This is a genomic window from Rhodococcus koreensis (assembly GCF_900105905.1).
Classification (GTDB): Bacteria; Actinomycetota; Actinomycetes; order Mycobacteriales; family Mycobacteriaceae; genus Rhodococcus_F; species Rhodococcus_F koreensis.
Window position 1 is genome coordinate 2526807 of the sequence record NZ_FNSV01000005.1, and the last position, 21107, is coordinate 2547913.

The 21107-nt window shown below is 68.9% G+C and carries 16 protein-coding genes; 11 read left to right on the top strand and 5 right to left on the bottom strand.

The genetic code is table 11. The annotated features are described in order from the left end of the window. Positions 1-6: 6 nt before the first annotated feature. Positions 7-1653, top strand: coding sequence for an amidohydrolase (locus tag BLV94_RS16460; RefSeq protein WP_072937303.1), 1647 nt, complete (start codon positions 7-9; stop codon positions 1651-1653). A 9-nt stretch (positions 1654-1662) separates the two neighbouring features. On the opposite strand, the gene BLV94_RS16465 is transcribed toward BLV94_RS16460, so the two are convergent. Next, complete coding sequence (locus BLV94_RS16465; protein ID WP_174705441.1) at positions 1663-2286, bottom strand: TetR/AcrR family transcriptional regulator; 624 nt, start codon at positions 2284-2286, stop codon at positions 1663-1665. A gap of 103 nt (positions 2287-2389) precedes the next feature. Here BLV94_RS16465 and BLV94_RS16470 point away from each other — a divergent pair, with 103 nt between their 5' ends. The 8 genes from BLV94_RS16470 (at position 2390) to BLV94_RS16505 (ending at position 14550) form a co-directional block, all read left to right on the top strand. Next, the gene (locus BLV94_RS16470) at positions 2390-3820 is read left to right on the top strand and encodes an APC family permease (protein ID WP_072937305.1); all 1431 of its coding nucleotides are present in this window, start codon (positions 2390-2392) and stop codon (positions 3818-3820) included. Next, complete coding sequence (locus BLV94_RS16475) at positions 3820-5493, top strand: amidohydrolase (RefSeq protein WP_072937306.1); 1674 nt, start codon at positions 3820-3822, stop codon at positions 5491-5493. The genes BLV94_RS16470 and BLV94_RS16475 overlap by 1 nt, the downstream gene beginning before the upstream one ends. A 186-nt stretch (positions 5494-5679) precedes the next feature. Further along, on the top strand, positions 5680-7110 hold the full coding sequence (locus BLV94_RS16480; protein WP_072937307.1) for a gamma-aminobutyraldehyde dehydrogenase: 1431 nt from the start codon (positions 5680-5682) through the stop codon (positions 7108-7110). Between the two features lie 51 nt (positions 7111-7161). After that, complete coding sequence (gene gabT / locus BLV94_RS16485; protein WP_072937308.1) at positions 7162-8502, top strand: 4-aminobutyrate--2-oxoglutarate transaminase; 1341 nt, start codon at positions 7162-7164, stop codon at positions 8500-8502. 81 nt (positions 8503-8583) lie between these two features. Next, positions 8584-10542: a primary-amine oxidase gene (locus tag BLV94_RS16490; RefSeq protein ID WP_072937309.1), complete on the top strand. Its 1959-nt coding sequence runs from the start codon at positions 8584-8586 to the stop codon at positions 10540-10542. After that, the gene (locus BLV94_RS16495; RefSeq protein WP_005259940.1) at positions 10535-11989 is read left to right on the top strand and encodes an NAD-dependent succinate-semialdehyde dehydrogenase; all 1455 of its coding nucleotides are present in this window, start codon (positions 10535-10537) and stop codon (positions 11987-11989) included. Before BLV94_RS16490 ends, BLV94_RS16495 begins: the two co-directional genes overlap by 8 nt. Positions 11990-12023: 34 nt before the next feature. Further along, positions 12024-12914 carry a universal stress protein gene (locus BLV94_RS16500; protein ID WP_072937310.1) on the top strand — a complete coding sequence of 297 codons (891 nt, stop codon included), beginning with the start codon at positions 12024-12026 and terminating at the stop codon, positions 12912-12914. Between the two features lie 55 nt (positions 12915-12969). Next, positions 12970-14550, top strand: coding sequence for an APC family permease (locus BLV94_RS16505; protein WP_072937311.1), 1581 nt, complete (start codon positions 12970-12972; stop codon positions 14548-14550). Here BLV94_RS16505 and BLV94_RS16510 read toward each other — a convergent pair. Further along, positions 14510-15121: a TetR/AcrR family transcriptional regulator gene (locus BLV94_RS16510; protein ID WP_072937312.1), complete on the bottom strand. Its 612-nt coding sequence runs from the start codon at positions 15119-15121 to the stop codon at positions 14510-14512. The genes BLV94_RS16505 and BLV94_RS16510 overlap by 41 nt on opposite strands. Positions 15122-15283: 162 nt before the next feature. On the opposite strand from BLV94_RS16510, the gene BLV94_RS16515 reads away from it, so the two are divergent. After that, the gene (locus BLV94_RS16515; RefSeq protein WP_072937313.1) at positions 15284-16264 is read left to right on the top strand and encodes a nitrilase-related carbon-nitrogen hydrolase; all 981 of its coding nucleotides are present in this window, start codon (positions 15284-15286) and stop codon (positions 16262-16264) included. Beyond that, the gene (locus BLV94_RS16520) at positions 16264-17286 is read left to right on the top strand and encodes an agmatine deiminase family protein (protein ID WP_072937314.1); all 1023 of its coding nucleotides are present in this window, start codon (positions 16264-16266) and stop codon (positions 17284-17286) included. The genes BLV94_RS16515 and BLV94_RS16520 overlap by 1 nt, the downstream gene beginning before the upstream one ends. Positions 17287-17336: 50 nt before the next feature. Here the strand turns inward: BLV94_RS16520 and BLV94_RS16525 are convergent, their stop codons facing one another. The 3 genes from BLV94_RS16525 to BLV94_RS16535 all read right to left on the bottom strand — a co-directional run bounded on the left by BLV94_RS16525 (position 17337) and on the right by BLV94_RS16535 (position 21080). After that, entirely contained in the window at positions 17337-19310 is a 1974-nt protein-coding gene (locus BLV94_RS16525; RefSeq protein ID WP_072937315.1) for a vWA domain-containing protein, read from the bottom strand. Then, positions 19310-20695, bottom strand: coding sequence for an ATP-binding protein (locus tag BLV94_RS16530; RefSeq protein ID WP_015889399.1), 1386 nt, complete (start codon positions 20693-20695; stop codon positions 19310-19312). Before BLV94_RS16530 ends, BLV94_RS16525 begins: the two co-directional genes overlap by 1 nt. A 73-nt stretch (positions 20696-20768) precedes the next feature. Then, positions 20769-21080 carry a hypothetical protein gene (locus BLV94_RS16535; protein WP_072937316.1) on the bottom strand — a complete coding sequence of 104 codons (312 nt, stop codon included), beginning with the start codon at positions 21078-21080 and terminating at the stop codon, positions 20769-20771. Positions 21081-21107: the final 27 nt, after the last annotated feature.

The window sequence follows — 21107 nt, forward strand, 5'->3', positions numbered from 1 at the left end:
AACATCATGAACACGGACACGACCCACTACCGCGGCGGCCGGATCTTCACCGCCGCCGAACCGGCCTGGGCCGAGTCGATGATCGTCCGGGGCGACCGCCTCACGTACGTCGGCGACACCGCGACCGCCGACACGCTGTCCGGCGACGCCCGCGTCGTCGACCTCGGCGGGGCATTCGTCCTGCCCGGCTTCATCGACGCCCACACCCACCTGCTGATGATGGGACAGGCCCTGCAGAAGGTGGACCTGCAGAGCGCCGCCGACCTGACCGACATCCAGGACCGCATCCGCCGGTTCGCCGCCGAGAACCCGGACGCACCCCGGCTCCTCGGCCGCAGCTGGCTGTTCTCCGCACTCGACGGGCACCCGCCGACGCGTCAGATGATCGACGCCGCCGAAGCCGACCGACCCGTCTACCTCGATTCCAACGACGTGCACTCGGCGTGGGTGAACACCGCCGCGCTGCGCGAACTCGGCATCGACGCGGACACCCCGGACCCGATCGGCGGCCGGATCGAGCGCGATCCCGTCACCGGCGAGGCCACCGGCATGCTGTTCGAGACGGCGGTGACCCAGATCGTGTGGCCCGCCCTCGCGAAGGTGATCAGCAACGACGAACGGGACACCGCGCTCGCGGCCGCCTTCGAGCAGTATCTCGCCGACGGCGTCACCGGCGCGGTCGACATGGCGCTCGGCGCGGACGAGGTCGCCGCGCTCGAACGCGCACTGGCCGCAGGCGGCGGCACGCTGCCGCTGCGGGTGGCCGGGCACTGGCTGATCGAACGAACCGATTCGGAAGAGGACAACGTCCGCCAGGTGCACGAGGCGGCGGAGTACCAGCAGCGTCTGCAGGGCCCCTGGCTGCGGATGGCCGGGATCAAGGTCATCATCGACGGTGTCATCGACAGCTGCACCGCCGCCATGAAAGAGCCGTACTCGGACGGCACGAACGCCGAACCGATCTGGGACCTCGCCGCGCTGGCACCGGTCGTCGCTGCGGCCGACGCCGCCGGACTCCAGGTGGCGATGCACGCCATCGGTGACGAGGCGTCGGAGATCGCGCTCGACGCGCTCGAACACGCCGTCGCCACCAACGGGATTCGCCCGCGACGGCACCGGATGGAGCACCTGGAGACGATCACGGAGGACAACGTGCAGCGGCTCGCCCGGCTCGGCGTCGTCGCCTCGATGCAGCCGGTGCACGCCGACCCGGCGATCCAGGAGAACTGGCGGGCGATGCTGGGCGACCATCGGGTCGAGCGGGCGTTCCCGTGGCCCGAGATGACGGCGGCGGGCGCTGTCCTCGCGCTGGGCTCCGACGCCCCCACCGCACCGCATCCCCCGCTGCCCAACATGTACATCGCGACGACGCGCAAGTCCGCGATCGATCCGGCGCTCGCGCCCAACCTGCCCGAGTACGCACTGCCGATGGCGGACGCGCTCGCGCACGCCACCCGCGACGCCGCCTACTCGTGCCGCTGGGACGACCTCACCGGTCAACTCGTCGCGGGCAAGGCCGCCGACTTCGTGGTCCTCGACGGGGATCCGTTCACCGCCGGCGCCGATTCCCTCCTCACCGCGCGGGTGCAGCTCACCGTGGTGGCCGGCTCGGTGCGCCACGAGGCGGAGGTGGCAGGCAGCCACCCGAGGTAGCCGACCCGCTCAGTCCCGTTCGGCTGCGGCGTCTTCCGTGACGCCGCAGCCGATCTGCTCACAGAACCCCAGCATCGCCGTGCGCGCGGCATCGACGGTGATGAGACTGTTTCCGCCGACGATGTGCAGACCGTACGCGTCTTCGAGGGCCACCAGATTCATTGCCGCCTGGTCGATGTCGCCGCGCACGGCGAACTCCCCCGACGCGTGCCCGTCGCCGAGGATCGCGCGGTAGGTCGCGAGTTGCCGCAGATACATCTTCCGGACCAGTTCGTCGTGCAGCGCCGAAGTGCCCGACATGAAGTCGAATTCGTAGAGCAGCCGCATCAGGGTGTCGTCGGGCCCGCTCGGCAGCCCCGCGTCGACGGCCGTCCTCAGCTTGGCGGCGTACGACGCCTGGGCGGCCACCGCCTCGTCGCGCTGATCGCAGTAGCGTTCGGTGCCCGCCCGGTGCGCCTCGACGAGAAGCGCATCCAGGTCGTCGAAATAGTAGAGCAGCGCACCGCGCGTCAGGCCCGCCCGCTTCGCCACGTCGGTCAGGGAGAGGGACCGCAGTCCGTGCACGGATCCGGCCTGCAGCGTGGCCTCGATGAGTTCGGAACGCCGCTGCTTCTGAGTGTTCGGTCGCGCCATGCCGTTGACAGTAGCCGACGTGATCTGTGACACTCGGCCCAGTTGTTTGACGGATGTGTCAAAAAACTATTCGACCCCCTCACCCTCCCCGAACGGACAGCTCATGGACCAGACCGCCCGGCCGCCCACCGCCACTCCCCCCGCCGCCGCGGGCGCCTACGAGGCCTCGCTCTCGCGGAGCATCGGCGTCGGCGGGAACATCCTGATCACCCTGTCGTCGATCTCACCGGCGTCGAGCGTCTTCATCCTCGGCGGCTCGGCCCTCGCCCTGTTCGGCACCGGCGTCTTCTGGGCGTTCCTCATCGCCGGCGTCGTCAGCATCCTCATCGCCTTCTGCTACGCCGAACTCGCCTCCGCGTATCCCGTTGCCGGCGGCGACTATTCGCTGGTGTCGCGGGCACTCGGACCGGCCTTCGGCGTCGCCACGTTCTTCATCAGCCTCATCTCCCTGCCGCTGATCATCGCGGTCTTCGCCCTCGGCGTCGCCGACTATCTGGGCGTCGCGATCCACGGACTGTCGCCGCAGCAGACCGCCCTGGTCGTGGTCGTGATCACCACCGTGACCGCGTGTTTCGACATCCGGACGAACGCGTGGCTCACCGGGGTCTTCCTGGGTGTCGAGATGGCGGCGCTGGTCCTGCTCACCGTCCTGGGTTTCGTCCACATGGAACGGCCGCTGTCGAGCCTGCTCAGCCCGGAGGTCCTCGACCCGGCCACCGGCCAGCTCGCACCGCTGGCGATCTCCGGACTGATGCTGGCCGTCACCCAGGGCATCTTCGCCTACAACGGGTACGGCGGCGCCGTGTACTTCGCCGAGGAGACCAAGAATGCCGCCCGCTCGATCGCGAAGGCCGTGATCTGGAGCGCCGTCATCACCGTCGCCACCGAACTCGTCCCGCTGATCGCCATCATGGTCGGCGCCCGCTCGCAGACCGAACTCTTCGGTTCCAGCCTCCCCGTCGAGGCCTTCCTCACCGAACGCGCCGGTCACGCCGTCGCCATGGTGGTCATGCTCTCGATCGCCCTCGCCGTGATCAACGCGATCATCGCGATCACGCTGCAGGCCGGCAGGCTCCTCTACGCCGCCGCTCGCGATCGCGCCCTCCCCGGGACCGTCGCGGCGCCGCTGCAGGCCGTCAGCACCAAGGGCCGCGTCCCCGTCCTCGCCACCGTCGTGATGGGCGCCATCGCATTCGCCGCGTGCTTCGTCCCGCTGGACGTCCTGCTCACCGCCACCGGGTCGACCCTGACGTTCACCTACCTGTTCATCGCGCTGGCCGCGATCAACCACCGCCGCGGCGGCACCGCCCGACCCGGCTACCGGATGCCGTTGTGGCCGCTGGCCCCGGGAATCTGCATCGCCGCACTCGGTCTCGTCTTCGTCGTCACCCTGCTCGACCCGGAGCAGTGGCTCAGCCTCGGCATCTCCCTCGGGCTCGTCGCCGCCGGCTTCGTCTACTTCGCCCTGTACCTGCGACCGCGCAAGAACACCCACCTGCTGCTGCTCGACGCCGCCCCCGAGGAGACCTGCTGATGCTCGACCTGCTGCTGAACAACGGCGTCGTCCGCACGTTCGACGCTCCCGGCCGGGCCGAGGCCGTCGGCATCGCGGACGGCCGGATCCGATACGTCGGGACCACCGAGGACGCCCCGCCTGCCCGGCGGACCATCGACCTGCGCGGCCGGCTGGTCACCCCCGGCATCATCGACAGCCACAACCATCTGCTCCTCGGATTCGACCCCGACGCGGTGAGCCTCGAAGGCGCACACGACCTCACGGAGGTCCGGCGGCGGATCGGCGCGCACGCGGCCGCCCGCCCCGACCTCGACTGGATCTGCGCCGAGAACGCCGTCTACTCCGTGGTGACCGGGCGCAGGCCGAACGCCGGCGACCTCCGCGGCCTCACCGACCGCCCGGTCTTCATCACCACCTACGACCAGCACTCGGTGTGGCTGAACGAGGCCGCGCTGCGGAAGCTCGGGATCGACCGCGGCACGCAGATCCCCTGGGGACGGCCGGAATTCGACGGCCACGGCGCACCCACCGGCTGGGTCACGGACTTCTACACCAGCGCGATGACGCGGGCCGGTCTGGCCGGGCTGCAGCGCGACATCCCGATGTACTCCCCCGACCGCCGGTACCGGCGCATCACGTCCAGCCTGGAGATGGCGACCGCGAGCGGCATCACCACCGTCGTCGAACCGCAGGTCCCGCTGGCCGAACTCGACCTGATGTACCGGGCGCGCGCCGAGGGGCGGATGCACTCGCGGGTGATCACCGCCCTGTTCCACCCGGTCGGCGCCGACGCCGCGTTCCGCCGGGACCTGCGGGAGGCCGTCGACGGCGCGCCGGTCGACGACATGCTGCGGCTCGGGCCGGTGAAGTTGTACGCCGACGACGTGATCGAGCCGCACACCGCCGCCATGCTCGCCGACTACGCGAACCGGCCGGGACACCGCGGCGCGCCGAGCCTCCCACCGCAGGAGTTCACCGCGATGCTCACCGAACTCGACCGCCTCGGCTTCCAGACGCACACGCACGCGACCGGCGACTGGGGCATCCGCCTCGCGCTCGACTCCATCGAGCACGCCGCCCGCGTGAACCGCACCACCGACCGGCGGCACGGCATCGTCCACGTCGAGTGCCTGCATCCCGAGGACCTTCCCCGGTTCCGGGAACTCGGCGTCGTCGCGGCGATGCAGCCGCGGCACTGCTCGCCCGACCTCGTCGCGGGGACGTGGATGGAGAACGTCGGCGAGGACCGGTGGGACCGGGCGTGGCGGTTCCGTTCGCTCGCCGAGTCCGGCGCGGCGCTGGCGTTCTCCAGCGACTGGCAGGTCGGGGAGATGGATCCGCTCGTCGGCCTGTACTCCGCCCTCACCCGCTCGGGTCTGGACGGCCGCGCCGACTGGACCCCGCGTGAACGGATGGACCTGGATTCGGCGTTGCGGGCGTACACCCGCGGCGGCGCGTGGGCCTGGCACGCCGAGGACGACCTCGGCGTGATCCGTCCCGGTGCCCACGCCGACCTGGTCGTCTGGTCGGCGGACCTGTACGCGCTCGAACCCGGAGAACTGCTGGACCAGCGGGCCGATCTCACCCTGGTCGGCGGCGAGGTCGTGCACGACGCCACCGTCGCGAGCGTCCCCGCGGACGTGCCGTTCGCCGGTTCCGGCGCAGCCGGGCACACCTGCTCGCACGGATGACGTCCGGATTGGACAACTCGGCGCGGCGGGGGGCGCGTCTTTCACCATTTTGTCAGCTGCCTCTGGCTTGTGAGACAGCGCACACTTGTTTTCAGATGTTCTGCAACTCCGGGCCCCGGTCGGACCGTTCCACCGACGGCCCGCCGCGGACCACGAGTTTCGACCCCACGAGAGGAACCGGTACCGATGTCGATCGACGTACTCGAGAACTACATCAACGGTGAGTTCGTCGCCTCATCCGCGACGGAAACGCTGGACTTGATCAACCCTGTAGACGAGAGCGTCGTCGGGCGGGCGCCCGTCTCCACCAAGGCCGACGTCGACGCGGCCGTCGAGGCCGCCGAGCGGGCGTTCGTCTCGTGGGGCAAGACCACTCCGAGCGTGCGGCAGGCCGCGTTGCTGAAGCTCGCCGACGCGATCGAGGCGCACAGCGACGAACTCGTCGAGGCCGAGTGCCGCAACACCGGGCAGCCGAAGCAGGTCATCGCCGACGAAGAGATCAAGGTGGGCGCCGACCAGCTCCGCTTCTTCGCGGGCGCCGCCCGCATGCTCGAAGGCAAGGCCGCCGGCGAGTACATGGACGGCTTCACCTCCTACGTGCGCCGCGAGCCGATCGGCGTGGTCGGTCAGGTCACCCCGTGGAACTACCCGTTCATGATGGCCCTGTGGAAGATCGGTCCCGCGCTCGCGGCGGGCAACACGATCGTGCTCAAGCCGAGCGACACCACCCCGAACAGCACGCTCGTCCTGGCCCGGCTGACCAAGGGGATCCTGCCGGACGGCGTCTTCAACGTCGTCCTCGGCAACGGCGAGACCGGCGCCACCCTCGTGGAGAACCCGGCCCTCGGCCTGGTGTCGATCACCGGATCCGTGCGGGCGGGCATCGCCGTCGCCGTCTCCGCCGCACGCCAGCTCAAGCGCGCCCACCTCGAGCTCGGCGGCAAGGCCCCCGCGATCGTCTTCGGCGACGTCGACATCGAGAAGACCGCGAGCGGCATCGCCGAGGCCGCCTTCTTCAACGGCGGCCAGGACTGCACCGCCGCCACCCGCGTCCTCGTCCACGAGTCCATCCACGACCAGCTCGTCGACGCCCTCGTCCGCAAGGCCGAGACCCTCAAGCCCGGCCTGCCGGACGACCCGGACACGTTCTACGGCCCGCTCAACAACGTCAACCACTTCGACGCGGTCAGTTCCAAGATCGCCGCGCTCCCCACCTCCGCCAAGATCGTCACCGGCGGAAAGCGTTCGGGAGAGCAGGGATTCTTCTTCGAACCCACCGTGATCACCGGCGTCGACCAGCGCGACGACATCGTGCAGGAGGAGACGTTCGGTCCCATCCTCACCGTGCAGAGCTTCTCCGACGAGAAGGAGGCCGTCACCCTCGCCAACGACGTCCGGTACGGCCTGGCGTCGAGCGTGTGGACCAACGACCACGGCGTCACGCAACGGCTCTCGGCCGCACTCGATTTCGGTGCCGTCTGGATCAACTGCCACATCCCGCTGGTCGCCGAGATGCCGCACGGCGGCTTCAAGTACTCCGGATACGGCAAGGACCTCTCCGGCTACGGCGTCGAGGACTACACCCGCATCAAGCACGTCATGAGTTCCAACGACTGACGTCGCTCCCACCCATCCCATCCACGTCACGACCCTGAGGACTGCACCATCATGAACGACATCCAGTACCGGCTGCCGCAGAAGCGCGCCCTGGTCACCGAGCTCCCCGGCCCGAAGTCGGCGGCCCTCACCGCACGTCGCCGCGCCACCGTGGCCGCGGGCGTCGGCTCCAGCGTCCCCGTGTACGCGGCGGATGCCGACGGTGGTGTGGTCGTCGACGTCGACGGCAACTCGCTGATCGACCTCGGCTCGGGCATCGCCGTCACCAGCGTGGGCGCGTCCGATCCGGCCGTCGCCGAGGCGGTCCGCGAGCAGGTCGGGCACTTCACCCACACCTGTTTCATGGTCACCCCGTACGAGGGCTACGTCCGCGTGGCGGAGGAACTCGCCGCCCTCACCCCCGGCGACCACGAGAAGCGCACCGTCCTGTTCAACTCGGGCGCCGAGGCGGTGGAGAACGCCATCAAGGTTGCCCGCCTCGCCACCGGCCGCGACGCCGTCGTCGCATTCGACCACGCCTACCACGGTCGCACGAACCTGACGATGGCCCTCACCGCCAAGTCGATGCCCTACAAGGCCCACTTCGGCCCGTTCGCGCCCGAGGTGTACCGGCTCCCGATGTCCTACCCGTACCGGGACCAGGACGGACTGACCGGCGAGCAGGCCGCTCAGCGCGCCATCAGCCAGATGGAGAAGCAGATCGGCGCCGATTCGCTCGCGGCGATCATCATCGAGCCGATCCAGGGCGAGGGCGGATTCATCGTTCCCGCCGAGGGATTCCTCCCCACCCTGGTGAACTGGGCCCGCGCCAACGGCGTCGTGTTCATCGCCGACGAGGTACAGACCGGATTCTCCCGCACCGGCGCCTGGTTCGCGTGCGAGCACGAGGAGATCGTCCCGGACATCATCACGATGGCCAAGGGCATGGCCGGCGGCATGCCGCTGTCCGCGATCACGGGCCGCGCCGAACTCCTCGACAAGGTGCACCCCGGCGGACTGGGTGGCACGTACGGCGGCAACCCCGTCGCGTGTGCCGCCGCGCTCGCCGCGATCGACAGCATGCGGAAGTTCGACCTGCCCGCTCGCGCACAGCACATCGGCGACCTGGCCCTGCCGCGGCTGCAGGCCCTCGCCGCCGAGGTCGGGGTCATCGGTGAGGTGCGTGGACGCGGCGCGATGCTCGCGATGGAGTTCGTCAAGCCCGGCACGACCGAGCCGGATGCGGAACTGACGAAGGCGATTGCCGCCCGTGCGCTCGAACAAGGTGTCATTCTGCTGACATGCGGTACGTACGGAAACGTCATCCGGCTGCTTCCGCCGCTGGTGATCGGCGACGACCTGCTCGACGACGCCCTGACCGTGATCGAGCAGATCGTGCGCTCGCTCGTCTGACCCGTGCGCCTTTTCGGTAGCCACCACGACCGAAAAGGCGCACGAGCACGAACCGCCCACCCATCGACCAGAGGAGACATCATGACCCGGACGACCACCGGCACGTTCCATCCTCTGGACCCGTTGGGGGCGGACGAATTCGCGAAGGCCGCGGCCGTCCTCGCCCGGGAACACGGGGTCGGGGACGGCTGGCGGTTCGCGTCGATCGAACTCGCCGAGCCGGACAAGGCGGCGGTGTCGGCGTTCGACGCGTCGGGCACCGTCCCGGACCGCCGGGCGATCGTCGTGTGCTTCGACCGCGGCAGCGGAGACACCTACAAGGCGCTCGTCTCGCTGACCGGAGACAACGTGGTCTCCTGGCAGCACATCCCGGACGTCCAGGCGAATTTCACGGTCGACGAATGGGAAGAGGCGGACGCCTTCCTCCGCGGGCACCCCGACGTGATCGCGGCGCTCGCGAAGCGCGGGGTCACGGACACGAGCCTGGTGTTCATGGACGTGTGGACGTACGGCGACGTGGTGACCCCGGAGAAGTACAAGGGCCGCCGGCTCGGCTGGTCGGACACCTGGGTGCGGGCGTCCGAGGGCACCAACCCGTATGCGGGGCCGGTCAACGGTTTCCACTGTGTGATCGACGTCAACAAGATGGAACTGCTCGAGATCGAGGACACGTTCAGCGTCGAACGCCCCGAGGTCATGGGCGAGTACGTGCCCCGGCACATTCCGGAACGGATCCGGAACGCGAGCACGCGCCCGCCGTTGAAGCCGTTGGACATCGTCCAGCCGGAGGGACCGTCGTTCACACTCGAGGGCAACAAACTCGAATGGCAGAACTGGTCGCTGCGGGTGGGGTTCAACTACCGCGAGGGCATGACCCTGCACGCGGTGACCTACAACGACAACGGCCGGGTGCGTTCGATCGCGAACCGGATGTCGTTCGCGGAGATGGCGGTGCCGTACCGCGACACCAGCACCGATCACTACCGCCGCACCGCCTTCGACATCGGCGAGTGGGGCATCGGGTTCATGACCACCTCACTCACCCTGGGCTGCGACTGCCTCGGCGAGATCCGGTACCTCGACGCCGTCCTCCACGACAGCCACGGTGTGCCGTTCACGATCGAGAACGCGATCTGTATCCACGAGGAGGACAACGCCGTCCTCTGGAAGCACGTCGACCACGACGGCTCCGAGGTGCGCCGCATGCGGCGGCTGACGGTGTCGACGCACGTGACGGTCGCGAATTACGAATACCTCGTCTACTGGCGGTTCTACCAGGACGGCAACATCGAGTGCGAGGTCCGTGCCACCGGGATCATGGTGGTCAGCCACTTCCCCGAAGGCGGTGAGCACCCGAGCGGCACCCTGGTCGACACCCGCACGTACGCGCCGTTCCACCAGCACTTCCTGGTCGCGCGGCTCGATCTCGACATCGACGGCACCGAGAACACGGTGTACGCGACCGAGACCGAGATCGTGCCGATGGGCCCGGACAATCCCCTCGGGCTCGCGCTACGCCAGAAGAACACCCCGCTGCGCACCGAACACGAGGGCAGGCAGGACTTCGACTGGCAGAGCCAGCGCGCGTGGAAAGTCGTCAACGACAACACGACCACCGGACTCGGCACCGCCCCCGCCTACAAACTCGTTCCCGGCGGCGCGATCCCGTCGATGTTCGACCCGGCGTCACCGATCTTCCAGCGCACCGGCGCGATCGGCCACACCGTCTGGGTGACGCCCAACTCCCCCGACGAACGCTGGCCCGCCGGCGAATTCGTGAACCAGAGCAAGGTCGATCACGGACTTCCCGCCTGGACCGCGGCCGACCGCCCGATCGAGAACACCGACGTGGTGCTCTGGTACACGTTCGGGATCCACCACATTCCGCGGCCGGAGGACTGGCCGATCATGCCTGCGGACACCGTGTCCTTCTGGCTGAAGCCGGCCGGATTCTTCGACCGCAACCCCGCCCTCGACGTCGCCCCCACCCCGGAGGCGTGCGATCACCACCATCCCCACCACGAGGACTCCGATGACTGATTTCGAACGGCTCCGCGCCACCCTGCCCACCGGTCTGTGGATCGACGGCGCCCAGACCGACCCGATCGACGGCGGCACCTTCCCGGTGTACGACCCGGCCACGGGAACCCTCATCGCCGACGTCGCCGATGCCGGTGGCAAGGACGCGATGCGCGCACTGGACTCCGCCGCGGCGGTCCAGGAGGAATGGGCGGCCACCGCACCCCGGCAGCGGTCGATCATCCTGCGGTCGGCGTGGGAGAAGGTCATCGAGCGCACCGACGACCTCGCGCTGCTCATGACGATGGAGATGGGCAAGGCCCTGCCGGAGAGCCGCGGCGAGGTGAACTACGGCGCCGAGTTCCTGCGCTGGTTCAGTGAGGAAGCCGTCCGCATCCAGGGCCGCTACACCACGTCGCCGTCGGGCAGCGGACGGATCATGGTCACCAAGGTGCCCGTCGGACCCACCCTGGCCGTCACGCCGTGGAACTTCCCGCTCGCGATGGGCACCCGCAAGATCGGCCCCGCGCTCGCCGCAGGCTGCACGATCATCGTCAAGCCCGCCGAGGACACCCCGCTCACCATGCTGCTGCTCGCCGAGATCTTCGCCGAGGCAGGCCTGCCCGCCGGTGTGCTGTCGGTGCTGCCCGCGTCGAACGCCGCCGCCGTCACCGAACCGCTGCTCGCCGACCCGCGGCTGCGGAAGGTGACGTTCACCGGATCCACCCGCGTCGGCAAGATCCTCATCGAGCAGTCCGCCCAGCAGGTTCTGCGCACGTCGATGGAACTCGGCGGCAACGCGCCGTTCGTGGTGTTCGACGACGCCGACATCGACGCCGCGGTCGAGGGCGCGATGGCCGCGAAGATGCGCAACGGCGGCGAGGCGTGCACCGCCGCCAACCGCCTGATCGTCGCGAACTCGGTGCGCGAGGAATTCACCACCAAGCTCACCGACCGGATCGCCGCGCTCACCGTCGGACCGGGCAGCGAGGACGGCACCAACGTCGGCCCCCTCGTCAACGAGAAGCAGCGCCGCAACGTGGCGTCCCTCGTCGACGACGCCGTCGCCGCGGGCGCCCGGGTCCGCACCGGCGGCAAGTCCGTCGACGGTCCCGGCTACTTCTTCCAGCCCACCGTCCTCGACGAGGTACCCGCGAACGCGCGCATCGTCCGCGAGGAGATCTTCGGACCCGTCGCCGCGATCACCGGATTCGACACCGAGGCCGAGGGCGTCGCCGCCGCCAACGACACCGAATACGGTCTCGCCGCATACATCTACACGCAGAACGTCGACCGCGCGTTCCGCGTCGCCGACAAGCTCGAGAGCGGCATGGTCGGCGTCAACCGCGGAGTGATCTCCGACGTCGCCGCGCCGTTCGGCGGAGTCAAGCAGTCCGGACTCGGCAGCGAAGGCGGCACCGAAGGCATCGAGGAGTACCTCGAGACCAAGTACGTCGGCTTCGCGTAACCCACCCGCCCCGAGACAGATCGGAACCGTCACCATGCGATTGGTCGTTGGATATCTCGCCACTCCCAGCGGGGAGGACGGTCTGGCCCTCGGGGCGCAGCTCGCCCGAAGTCTCGGCGCACAGCTCGACATCTGCATGGTTCTCCCGCCGGACCGCACGGTCCCGGCGAGAGTTCCGGCAGAGACCGGCTTCGACGACATCCTCGCCTCCCGCGCACAGCGCTGGCTGAACGAGGCGAAGTCGTCGGTGCCGAGCGACATCGACGTGGACGTCCACCTGAGCTTCCACGAATCGTTCGCACAGGGCATCCTCGACGAGGTCACCCGCCTCGACGCGCACGCAATCGTCGTCGGCGCCGCGGGTGACGGCCTGCTCGGCAGGCACTCGGTCGGTTCCGTGTCGACGGAATTGCTGCACTCCGCGCACGTGCCGCTCTGCCTCGCACCCCGCGGCCATCGGCATTCCTCCGCAAAGAAGATCCGAGAGGTCACGTGCGCACTCGGGACGCGCGTCGGTGCGGACGTGCTGCTGCGAACCGCCGTGCGGACCAGCAAGCGGATGGAGACCCCGCTGCGTCTGGTGTCCCTCGTCGAACTGGACCCGCACCACCACCTTCGCGATCATCGGGACACCTCCGAGAGCGTCCGCGAGCGCGCGGTCGCCCATGCACAGTCCACCCTGGACGAGGCGAAGTCCGCACTACCCGAAGACTTCCCCGTCTCCGTGATGATCGCCGACGGATCCTCCGTGGAATCGGCGGTCCGCAAACTCGACTGGCAGGACGGCGACCTCGTCATGGTCGGCTCCAGCCGCCTCGCCCAACCTCGTCGACTGTTCCTGGGATCCACCGCGGCCAAGATGCTCCGCGTCCTGCCGGTGCCCATGGTCGTCGTCCCCAAGCAGGAGTTCCCCAACAGTGAGTAAACCGTCCGCGACACCCGCCCCGGATCCACGATCGCACCCGACCGGAGGTTCAGACATGACGAACAGCGAAGGCGCACCGGCGTCGGCCGGCGTTGCCGTGAGCACCAAAGGGCTGGCCACCGGTGCGGTCGGGACCTTTGCAGGGGCGGTCCTCGGGATCTCCTCCGTGGCACCGGGTTACACGCTGACGGCCAGCATCGGACTGATCGTCGCGGCGGTCGGGCTGAAGATGCCCGCCATCTTCATCGCCGGCTTCATTCCCATGTTCCTCACGGCGTACGCCTACCGTGAGCTCAACTCCGAATCACCCGACTGCGGTGCGTCGTTCACGTGGTCGACGAAGGCGTTCGGTCCGTACGTCGGCTGGATGTGCGGCTGGGGCATGGTGATCGCCACGATCATCGTGCTCTCGAACCTCGCGGCGATCGCGGTCCAGTTCTTCTATCTGTTCATCGCGAAACTGTTCGACGCACCGAGCATCGCGGACCTGCCCGGCAACAAGTTCGTGAATGTGGGCACCACCCTGCTCTTCATCGCACTCGCCACGTGGATCGCCAGTCGCGGCATCACCACCAGCGAGAAGCTGCAGTTCGCGCTGGTCGGCTTCCAGATGGTCCTGCTCATCGCGTTCGCGGTGGTGGCACTGGTCCACGTCGGTAACGGGGACGCCCCCGCCGGGCTGTCGTTCGACCTGAGCTGGTTCAACCCGTTCACGGGACTGGCCGTCGGCGCGTTCGTGATCGGCCTGACGGGTTCGATCTTCGCGTTCTGGGGCTGGGACACGTGCCTGACGCTGGGCGAGGAGTCGAAGAACCCGAAGAAGACCCCCGGTCGCGCCGGACTGCTGTGCGTGATCACGATTCTGCTGACGTACCTGCTCGTGTCGGTCGCGGCGATGATGTACGCCGGCGTCGGCGAAGACGGCCTCGGCCTGGGCAACCCGGACAACTCCGAGAACGTCTTCGGCGCCCTCGCCGATCCGGTTCTCGGGAACTGGGGCGGCATGTTGCTGTTCCTCGCCGTGTTCGTCTCCTCGGTCGCGAGCCTGCAGACCACGTTCCTGCCCGCGGCCCGCACCATGCTCGCGATGGGCGCGTACGGCGCTTTCCCGAAGAAACTCGCCGACGTGTCCCCCCGGTTCCTGGTCCCGTCGTACGCCACGGTCGTCGCCGGCGTCATCACCGCGGTGTTCTACACGGTGGTGACGTTCCTGTCCGAACGCACGCTGCTCGACACCATCGCCGCACTGGGCATCATGATCTGCTGGTACTACGGCATCACGGCGTTCGCGTGTGTCTGGTACTTCCGGGACAGCCTGTTCACGAGTTTCCGCAACATCGTCTTCCGGTTCGCGTTCCCGCTCCTCGGCGGCCTCATGCTGCTCGCGGTGTTCGTGATCTCGATCGAGGAGAGCATGGACCCGGACAACGCGAGTGGCGCGTCGATCGGCGGCATCGGCCTGGTCTTCTTCCTCGGCTTCGGGATCCTGCTGCTCGGGGCGATCCTCATGGTGGTCATGCGGTTCCGCAGTCCCGCCTTCTTCCGCGGCGAGACCCTCAACCGCGAGACGTCCGCTCTGCGCGACGAGGGCGATCTCACGGCTCGATCGGAGCCTGCGCCACCAAGCCAGCGATAAGCGTCCGCAGCCCGAACTCGAATGCTGCATCCGCCCGTCCGGGGTTCGGCCCGGACGTGGCCAGGGCGGCTCGCATGGACTCGTTCGCCTCCGGCGCGGTCGCCCAGACCACTTCGGGTGCGGCGAGGTCCAGCGCCGACCCCAGCACGAAACTGTCGACCGTCGTGATGGCGTGCAGAATCTCCTCGGGCGTGAAGCCGCCGTCCGAGAATGCCTGCGCCAGCGCGTTGTACAGAGCGAAAGCCACACCGGACTGCACTGTGTGCGCGGTGAACAGAGGAATCAGCCGAGGATGCTCGGCGTAGTTGCGCCGATATTCTCGCGCCAGGCCGGCCACCGTCTCGCTCCACTTGCCGTCGGGGTCCGCCACCACGATGCCCGCCATCATGCGGGCACGCATCAGTTCGATGATCTCCGCCCTCCCGGACACGTGGTTGTACAGCGAGGAGGGCCGCACCTTCAGCCGTTCGGCGAGACCCGGCATCGTGAAATCACCCGTGAGGTCCACCATGCGCATGGCAGCTTCGGTGATGATCTCCGGCGACAGCAGTCGCTGTGATGGCCGTGGCATGGGTGCCCTCCTGGTCGGTGTGTGTCACCGGCGACCAGGGTGGATACCGAAGGAATCGAAATCGTGTCTCCCCGCCCCTTGATCGCCGAGCATTTACCCACCATACTTAACGAATCCAATTCGTTTTAGGCGCTCGCCGAACCGAACATCCGAGGAATCACAATGTTGACGATCACCGCCCTCACCCCTCCCGAGTCCCTGTCGAGGACGCGCGAGACCGGACGCACCCCGCTCCGCGTCGGACTCGTCCAGCACCGCTGGCACGAGAACGAGCAGGATCTGCGGGCCGAACTCGACGAGGGCATCGCCGCGGCAGCCAAGCTCGGGGCGCGCGTGGTGTTCCTCCCCGAACTCACGCTGAGCCGGTACCCCGCCTTCGTCGAAGGCGGTGACAACCCCGGCCGCCAGGCCGAGGACCTCCTCTCGGGGCCGACGTTCACGTTCGCCGCCAAGGCCGCCGCCGAACACGGCGTCCTCGTCCACGCGTCCCTGTACGAGCGGAACGACTCCGAGAACGGCGTGCAGTACGAGGACGGACTCGGTTTCAACACCGCCATCCTCGTCGCCCCGTCCGGGGAACTGCTCGCGCACACCCGCAAGCTGCACATTCCCGTCACCGCCGGCTACTACGAGGACACCTACTTCCGCGGCGGCCCCGCCGACAACCCGTACCCCGTCCACACCGCCGAGGCACTGGGCGGCGTCAAGCTCGGACTCCCCACCTGCTGGGACGAATGGTTCCCCGAGGTCGCCCGCGCCTACTCGCTCGGCGGCGCCGAAATCCTGGTGTACCCCACCGCGATCGGCTCGGAACCCGACCACCCGCAGTTCGACACCCAGCCGCTGTGGCAGCAGGTGATCGTCGGCAACGGCATCGCGAACGGCACGTTCATGGTGGTGCCCAACCGCCACGGCGGCGAAGGCCTCATCACGTTCTACGGCTCGTCGTTCATCTCCGACCCCTACGGCCGCATCCTCGCTCAGGCCCCGCGCGACGAATCCGCGGTGCTGGTCGCCGACCTCGACCTCCAGCAGCGCGAGGACTGGCTGGCCCTGTTCCCGTTCCTGGCCACCCGTCGCCCCGACACGTACGGCGCCCTCACCGAGCCCGTCGATCACGCCTCCCCGTTCGGGAGGGCGTGATGACCTGGCGCATGCCCGCGGAAGGCGAACTGCACGAACGCACCTGGATGGCCTACCCCAGTGCGGGCTACTCCCTGGGCGACACTCCGGAGGAGCAGCACGAGGCGCGCACCACGTGGGCCGAGGTGGCACACGCCGTCGCCCGGTTCGAACCGGTCACCGTCGTCGTCGACCCCGGTGAGGTCCCGGCGGCTAAGAAGTACCTGTCCGCCGACATCGACATCGCCCCGGCGCCGCTGAACGACGCCTGGATGCGCGACATCGGACCCACGTTCGTGCTGTCCGAGGACGGACGCCTCGGCGGCGTCGACTGGATCTTCAACGGCTGGGGCGGCCAGGACTGGGCCCAGTGGGACAAGGACTCGAAGATCGGCGCCCTGGTGGTCGAGCGGTCCGGTGCCGAACTCGTCGACTCGCCGATCGTCAACGAGGGCGGCGGCATCCAGGTCGACGGCCTCGGCACCGTGCTGGTCACCGAGACCGTGCAACTCGACCCCGGCCGCAACCCGGACCTGTCGAAGGCCGACATCGAGGCGGAACTCGCCCGCACGATCGGTGCCACCAAGGTGATCTGGCTGCCGCGCGGCCTGACCCGCGACTCCGACACCTACGGCACCCGCGGACACGTCGACATCGTCGCCGCCATACCGTCGCCCGGCGTCGTCCTCGTGCACGATCAGCGCAACCCCGAGCACCCCGACTTCGAGGTCAGCAAGGCCGTCATCGACGCGCTGAAGCAGACCACGGACGCCCGCGGCGAGTCGTGGGAGATCATCACCGTCCCCGCGCCGCAGGTCCTGCGCGACGAGGAGGGCTTCGTCGACTACAGCTACATCAACCATTTCGTCGTCAACGGCGGCGTCATCGCGTGCAGCTTCGACGATCCCGCGGACGAGGAAGCGGTCGCGATCCTATCGGCCGCCTACCCGGGACGCACGGTCGTCTCCGTCGACGCCCGCCCGCTCTTCGCGCGCGGCGGCGGCATCCACTGCATCACCCAGCACCAGCCCGCCGTGCGCTGACGCACCCGTGAGTACTTGTCAACCGCCGGCGGTTGACAAGTACTCACGGGTCAGCGCCTGCGACGCATGTAGTCGCTGACGACGGCGGCACCGAGACCGTCCAGACCGGGCGCCACTACGCGTCCGCCGACCCGCTCGGCCATCCGGTCCACCACCCGCGCGAGACCGGGATCCTCACCGAGGCGGAAGAACGTGACGTGGGCGCCGAGCCGGGCGAGGGTGTCGAGTTCCCGGACCGTCAGACCAAGGGTCCGGGCACTCGGCGGGTAGTCGAAATACGCGAAGCCGTCCGGCTCGAGGTGCGCGGTCGGCTCACCGTCGGTGACGATCAGGACCACCGGCTGCGCGTTGGGGTGCCTGCGCAGATGCCGGGCGGCCAGCAGCAGCGCGTGGTGCAGGTTGGTGCCCTGGTCCCAGGCGCCGTCCAGGCCTGCCAGCTCCGACGGCGTCAGCACCTGCGCGTGCCTGCCGAACGAGATGAGCTGCAGTTCGTCGCTGCGGAACCGGGTGCTCACCAGGTGGTTCAGCGCAAGTGCGGTGCGTTTCATCGGCACCCACCGCCCCTCCATCACCATCGAGAACGACGTGTCGACCAGCAACGCGACCGCCGCCTGCGACCGCTGCTCGGTCTCCATCACCTCCACGTCCGCGACGGACAGCCGGACCGGGACGCGACCGCGTTCGACCGGATCGGACGCCGCCCGCAGCACCGCGTTGGTGATGGTGCGCGTGACGTCCCACGGCTCGGTGTCGCCGAACGCCCACTCGCGGGACGCCCCCGTCGGCTCCCCCATCGCCCCGGCGCGCCGCGTCTCCCGTTGCCCGCCACGCGAAGACAGTTGCTGCGCGACGTCCCGCAGGGCCGTCTGACCGAGTTGGCGCATCGCCTTCGGCGACAGCCGCCATTGACCGTCCGCCCCGCGGTCGAAGAAACCCTGGTCCCGCAGCGCCTTCTCCAGTTCGGCGAGGGTCTGCGCATCCGCCGCCGCCTCGTCGCCCAGTTGCCGGGCCAGGGCCTCCGCGTCGATGTCGTCGAGTTGTGCGCCCGCGTACTGCTGCGACAGTTGCTCCGCGAGCGACTCGAGTTCCGCGATGTCCTGCAACGCGCCGGTGCCCTCGCCCAGACCCATGCCGTCGTCCCCGCGAAACCGCTGCGCGCCCTGCCAGTCCTCGCCGGGACGCGCAGCCTGCAGGTGCTGGTCGAGGCGGTCCAGCTGTCCGATCAGCGACGGATCACCGAACGCCTGCTGCGCCAGCGCGTCGAGTTCGTCGCGCTGCTCCTGCGACAGCGAGTTCCGCAGCCGCTGCGCCGCCGCCGCCCGCTGCGCCAGCGAGTCGAGCAGTTCCTCGACGTTGCGCGGGTTCTCGGGGAAATACTCCCCGTGTTTGTCCATGAACTCGGCGAACTGCTCCTGGGTGTCCTCACCGCGGGAATGCTTGTCGAGCAGGTCGTTGAGATCGGCGAGCATCTCCCGGATGCGTTCGCGATCTTCCTCTGTGGCACCCTCGAGCGCCTGCTTCATCCCGGCGAACCGCTGGTCCAGCACCTCGCGGCCCAGCAGGTCGCGGATCTTCTCGTAGTCGGCACGGGCTTCCGAACTGCGCCAGTCGTAGTCGGCGAGTTCCTGCACGGCCTGCGCGGTGGACGGCGACAGTTCCTCGAGGCGCATCTCGGAGAAGCGGGCGTCGTCGTCGAGCGCGCGGGCCAGCGTCTTGCGTTCCTCGAGTACCGCGCGGTCGAGGAGTTCCCGGACCTCTTCGAGGGTGCCGTTCAGGTTGTTCCGCTTCAGCAGCTCGCGGCGGCGCCGATTGGCCTCGGCCGCAAGCTCGTCCAGCCCGCGCATGTCGCGGTTGCCGCGGCGCAGCATCTCGCGCAGCGCCTGCCGCGGCGAACTGCCCGCGAACACGTCGTCGCCGATCGCGGCGAGCGCCTCGCGCAGGTCCACCGGCGCCGCCAGCGGATCACCGCCCTCGTACGGCCCGTACCGCGCATTGTGCGGCCCGCGTTCCGCCTTGCGGGACATTACGAATACACCGTCTGCCCGTTGATGTCCGGGTTCTTGGAGATCCGCCGGGCCAGGTACAGCCCTTCGAGGGCGAACTCGGCCGCCGCGGCCCGCTCGCCGTCTGACTCCGCGCCCAGACGCTCGGCGAGCACGTCGAGGACCTCCAGCTCGGGCAGCTCGTTCAGCAGTGCCTTCGCCGTGATCCGCTCACCGGTCACCACCGGGTCGCCCTGTTCGACCGCGTCCACGAGTTCCGCCAGGTCGATGCCGCCGAGCCGGGTGCGGACCGTGTCGGCCGTCGCCCGCCGGAGCAGGTGCTCCAGGACCTCGATCTCGCGCCCCTCCTCACCGGATTCGAATTCCACCTTGCCCCGCAGGACGTCGACGACGGTCTCGAGGTCGACGGGCCGCGCGACCGGGTCGGCCTCACCGAGCACGGCGCCGCGATGCACCGCAGCTGCGCTGACGGTTTCGGCGCCCGCCACCGCGAACCGGGCGGACACACCCGACCGCTGATCGACCGACGTCGACTCGCGGAGCAGGCGGGTGAACCGGGCCAGGATCTCGAGGAGGTACTCGGGCACCTCGGCGGTGAGATGCGCTTCCTGGAGGATGACCGCGACCTCGTCGTCGAGCCGGGTCGGGTAGTGCGTCCGGATCTCGGCGCCGAACCGGTCTTTCAGCGGGGTGATGATGCGACCGCGGTTCGTGTAGTCCTCCGGGTTCGCGCTGGCCACCATCAGGACGTCCAGCGGGAGCCGGAGGGTGTACCCGCGGACCTGGATGTCGCGTTCCTCCATGACGTTGAGTAGCGACACCTGGATGCGTTCGGCGAGGTCGGGCAGTTCGTTGATGGCGACGATGCCCCGGTGCGCGCGGGGAACGAGCCCGAAGTGAATGGTTTCCGGGTCCCCGAGACTCCGGCCTTCCGCGACCTTCACCGGATCCACGTCCCCGACGAGGTCCGCCACCGACGTGTCGGGCGTCGCGAGCTTCTCCGAGTACCGCTCACTGCGGTGGCGCCACGCGACGGGGAGGCTGTCGCCCAGTTCCTGCGCCCTGCGGATCGACGCCGGAGTGATGGGCTCATAGGGATGCTCCCCGAGTTCGGAACCGGCGATCACCGGGGTCCATTCGTCGAGGAGCAGGTTGAGGGTGCGGAGGAGGCGGGTCTTGCCCTGACCTCGTTCGCCGAGCAACACCACGTCGTGACCTGCGATGAGTGCCCGTTCGAGTTGCGGTTCCACCGTCTCCTCGAAACCGACGATGCCGGGCCACGGATCACGACCGTCGCGTAGGGCCGCGAGCAGATTCTCGCGGATCTCTTCCTTGACGGTGCGTTGAACGTGGCCCGACTCGCGGAGCTCGCCGACGGTGGAAGGTCTGTGTTCCGATGACGTCACCACTCCACGCTACGAGGGTTCGGGCGAATCGGCACGCGGTTAATGCGCGGCGGCCCTCCTGAGCACTGCGCGCCTACGCGGCAACCGTGTACGAGGACGCGGCGTCCAACTCGCCCCAGGCGGCGCGGTAGTGCTCGGCCGTCACCGGATCGGCCTCCGTCAGAAGCGAGTCCAGCAGGATGTGCGGATCGGATCGCCACGCCCGGACCACGTTCGCGACCGCACGGTTGGAGAACAGACCCGACCCGGTCAGCGCAGACACCCACTCGTCGATCGCGCCCCGGTGAATCCGCTCGACGGCCTCCCGGCGGAACCCGCCGTCGACGAAGTCGAGGGAGAACATGGCGGCGACGAAATCACCGGTGGTCAACTGTACGACGTTCATGATGCGGCACCTTCCTGGAGTCGGGAG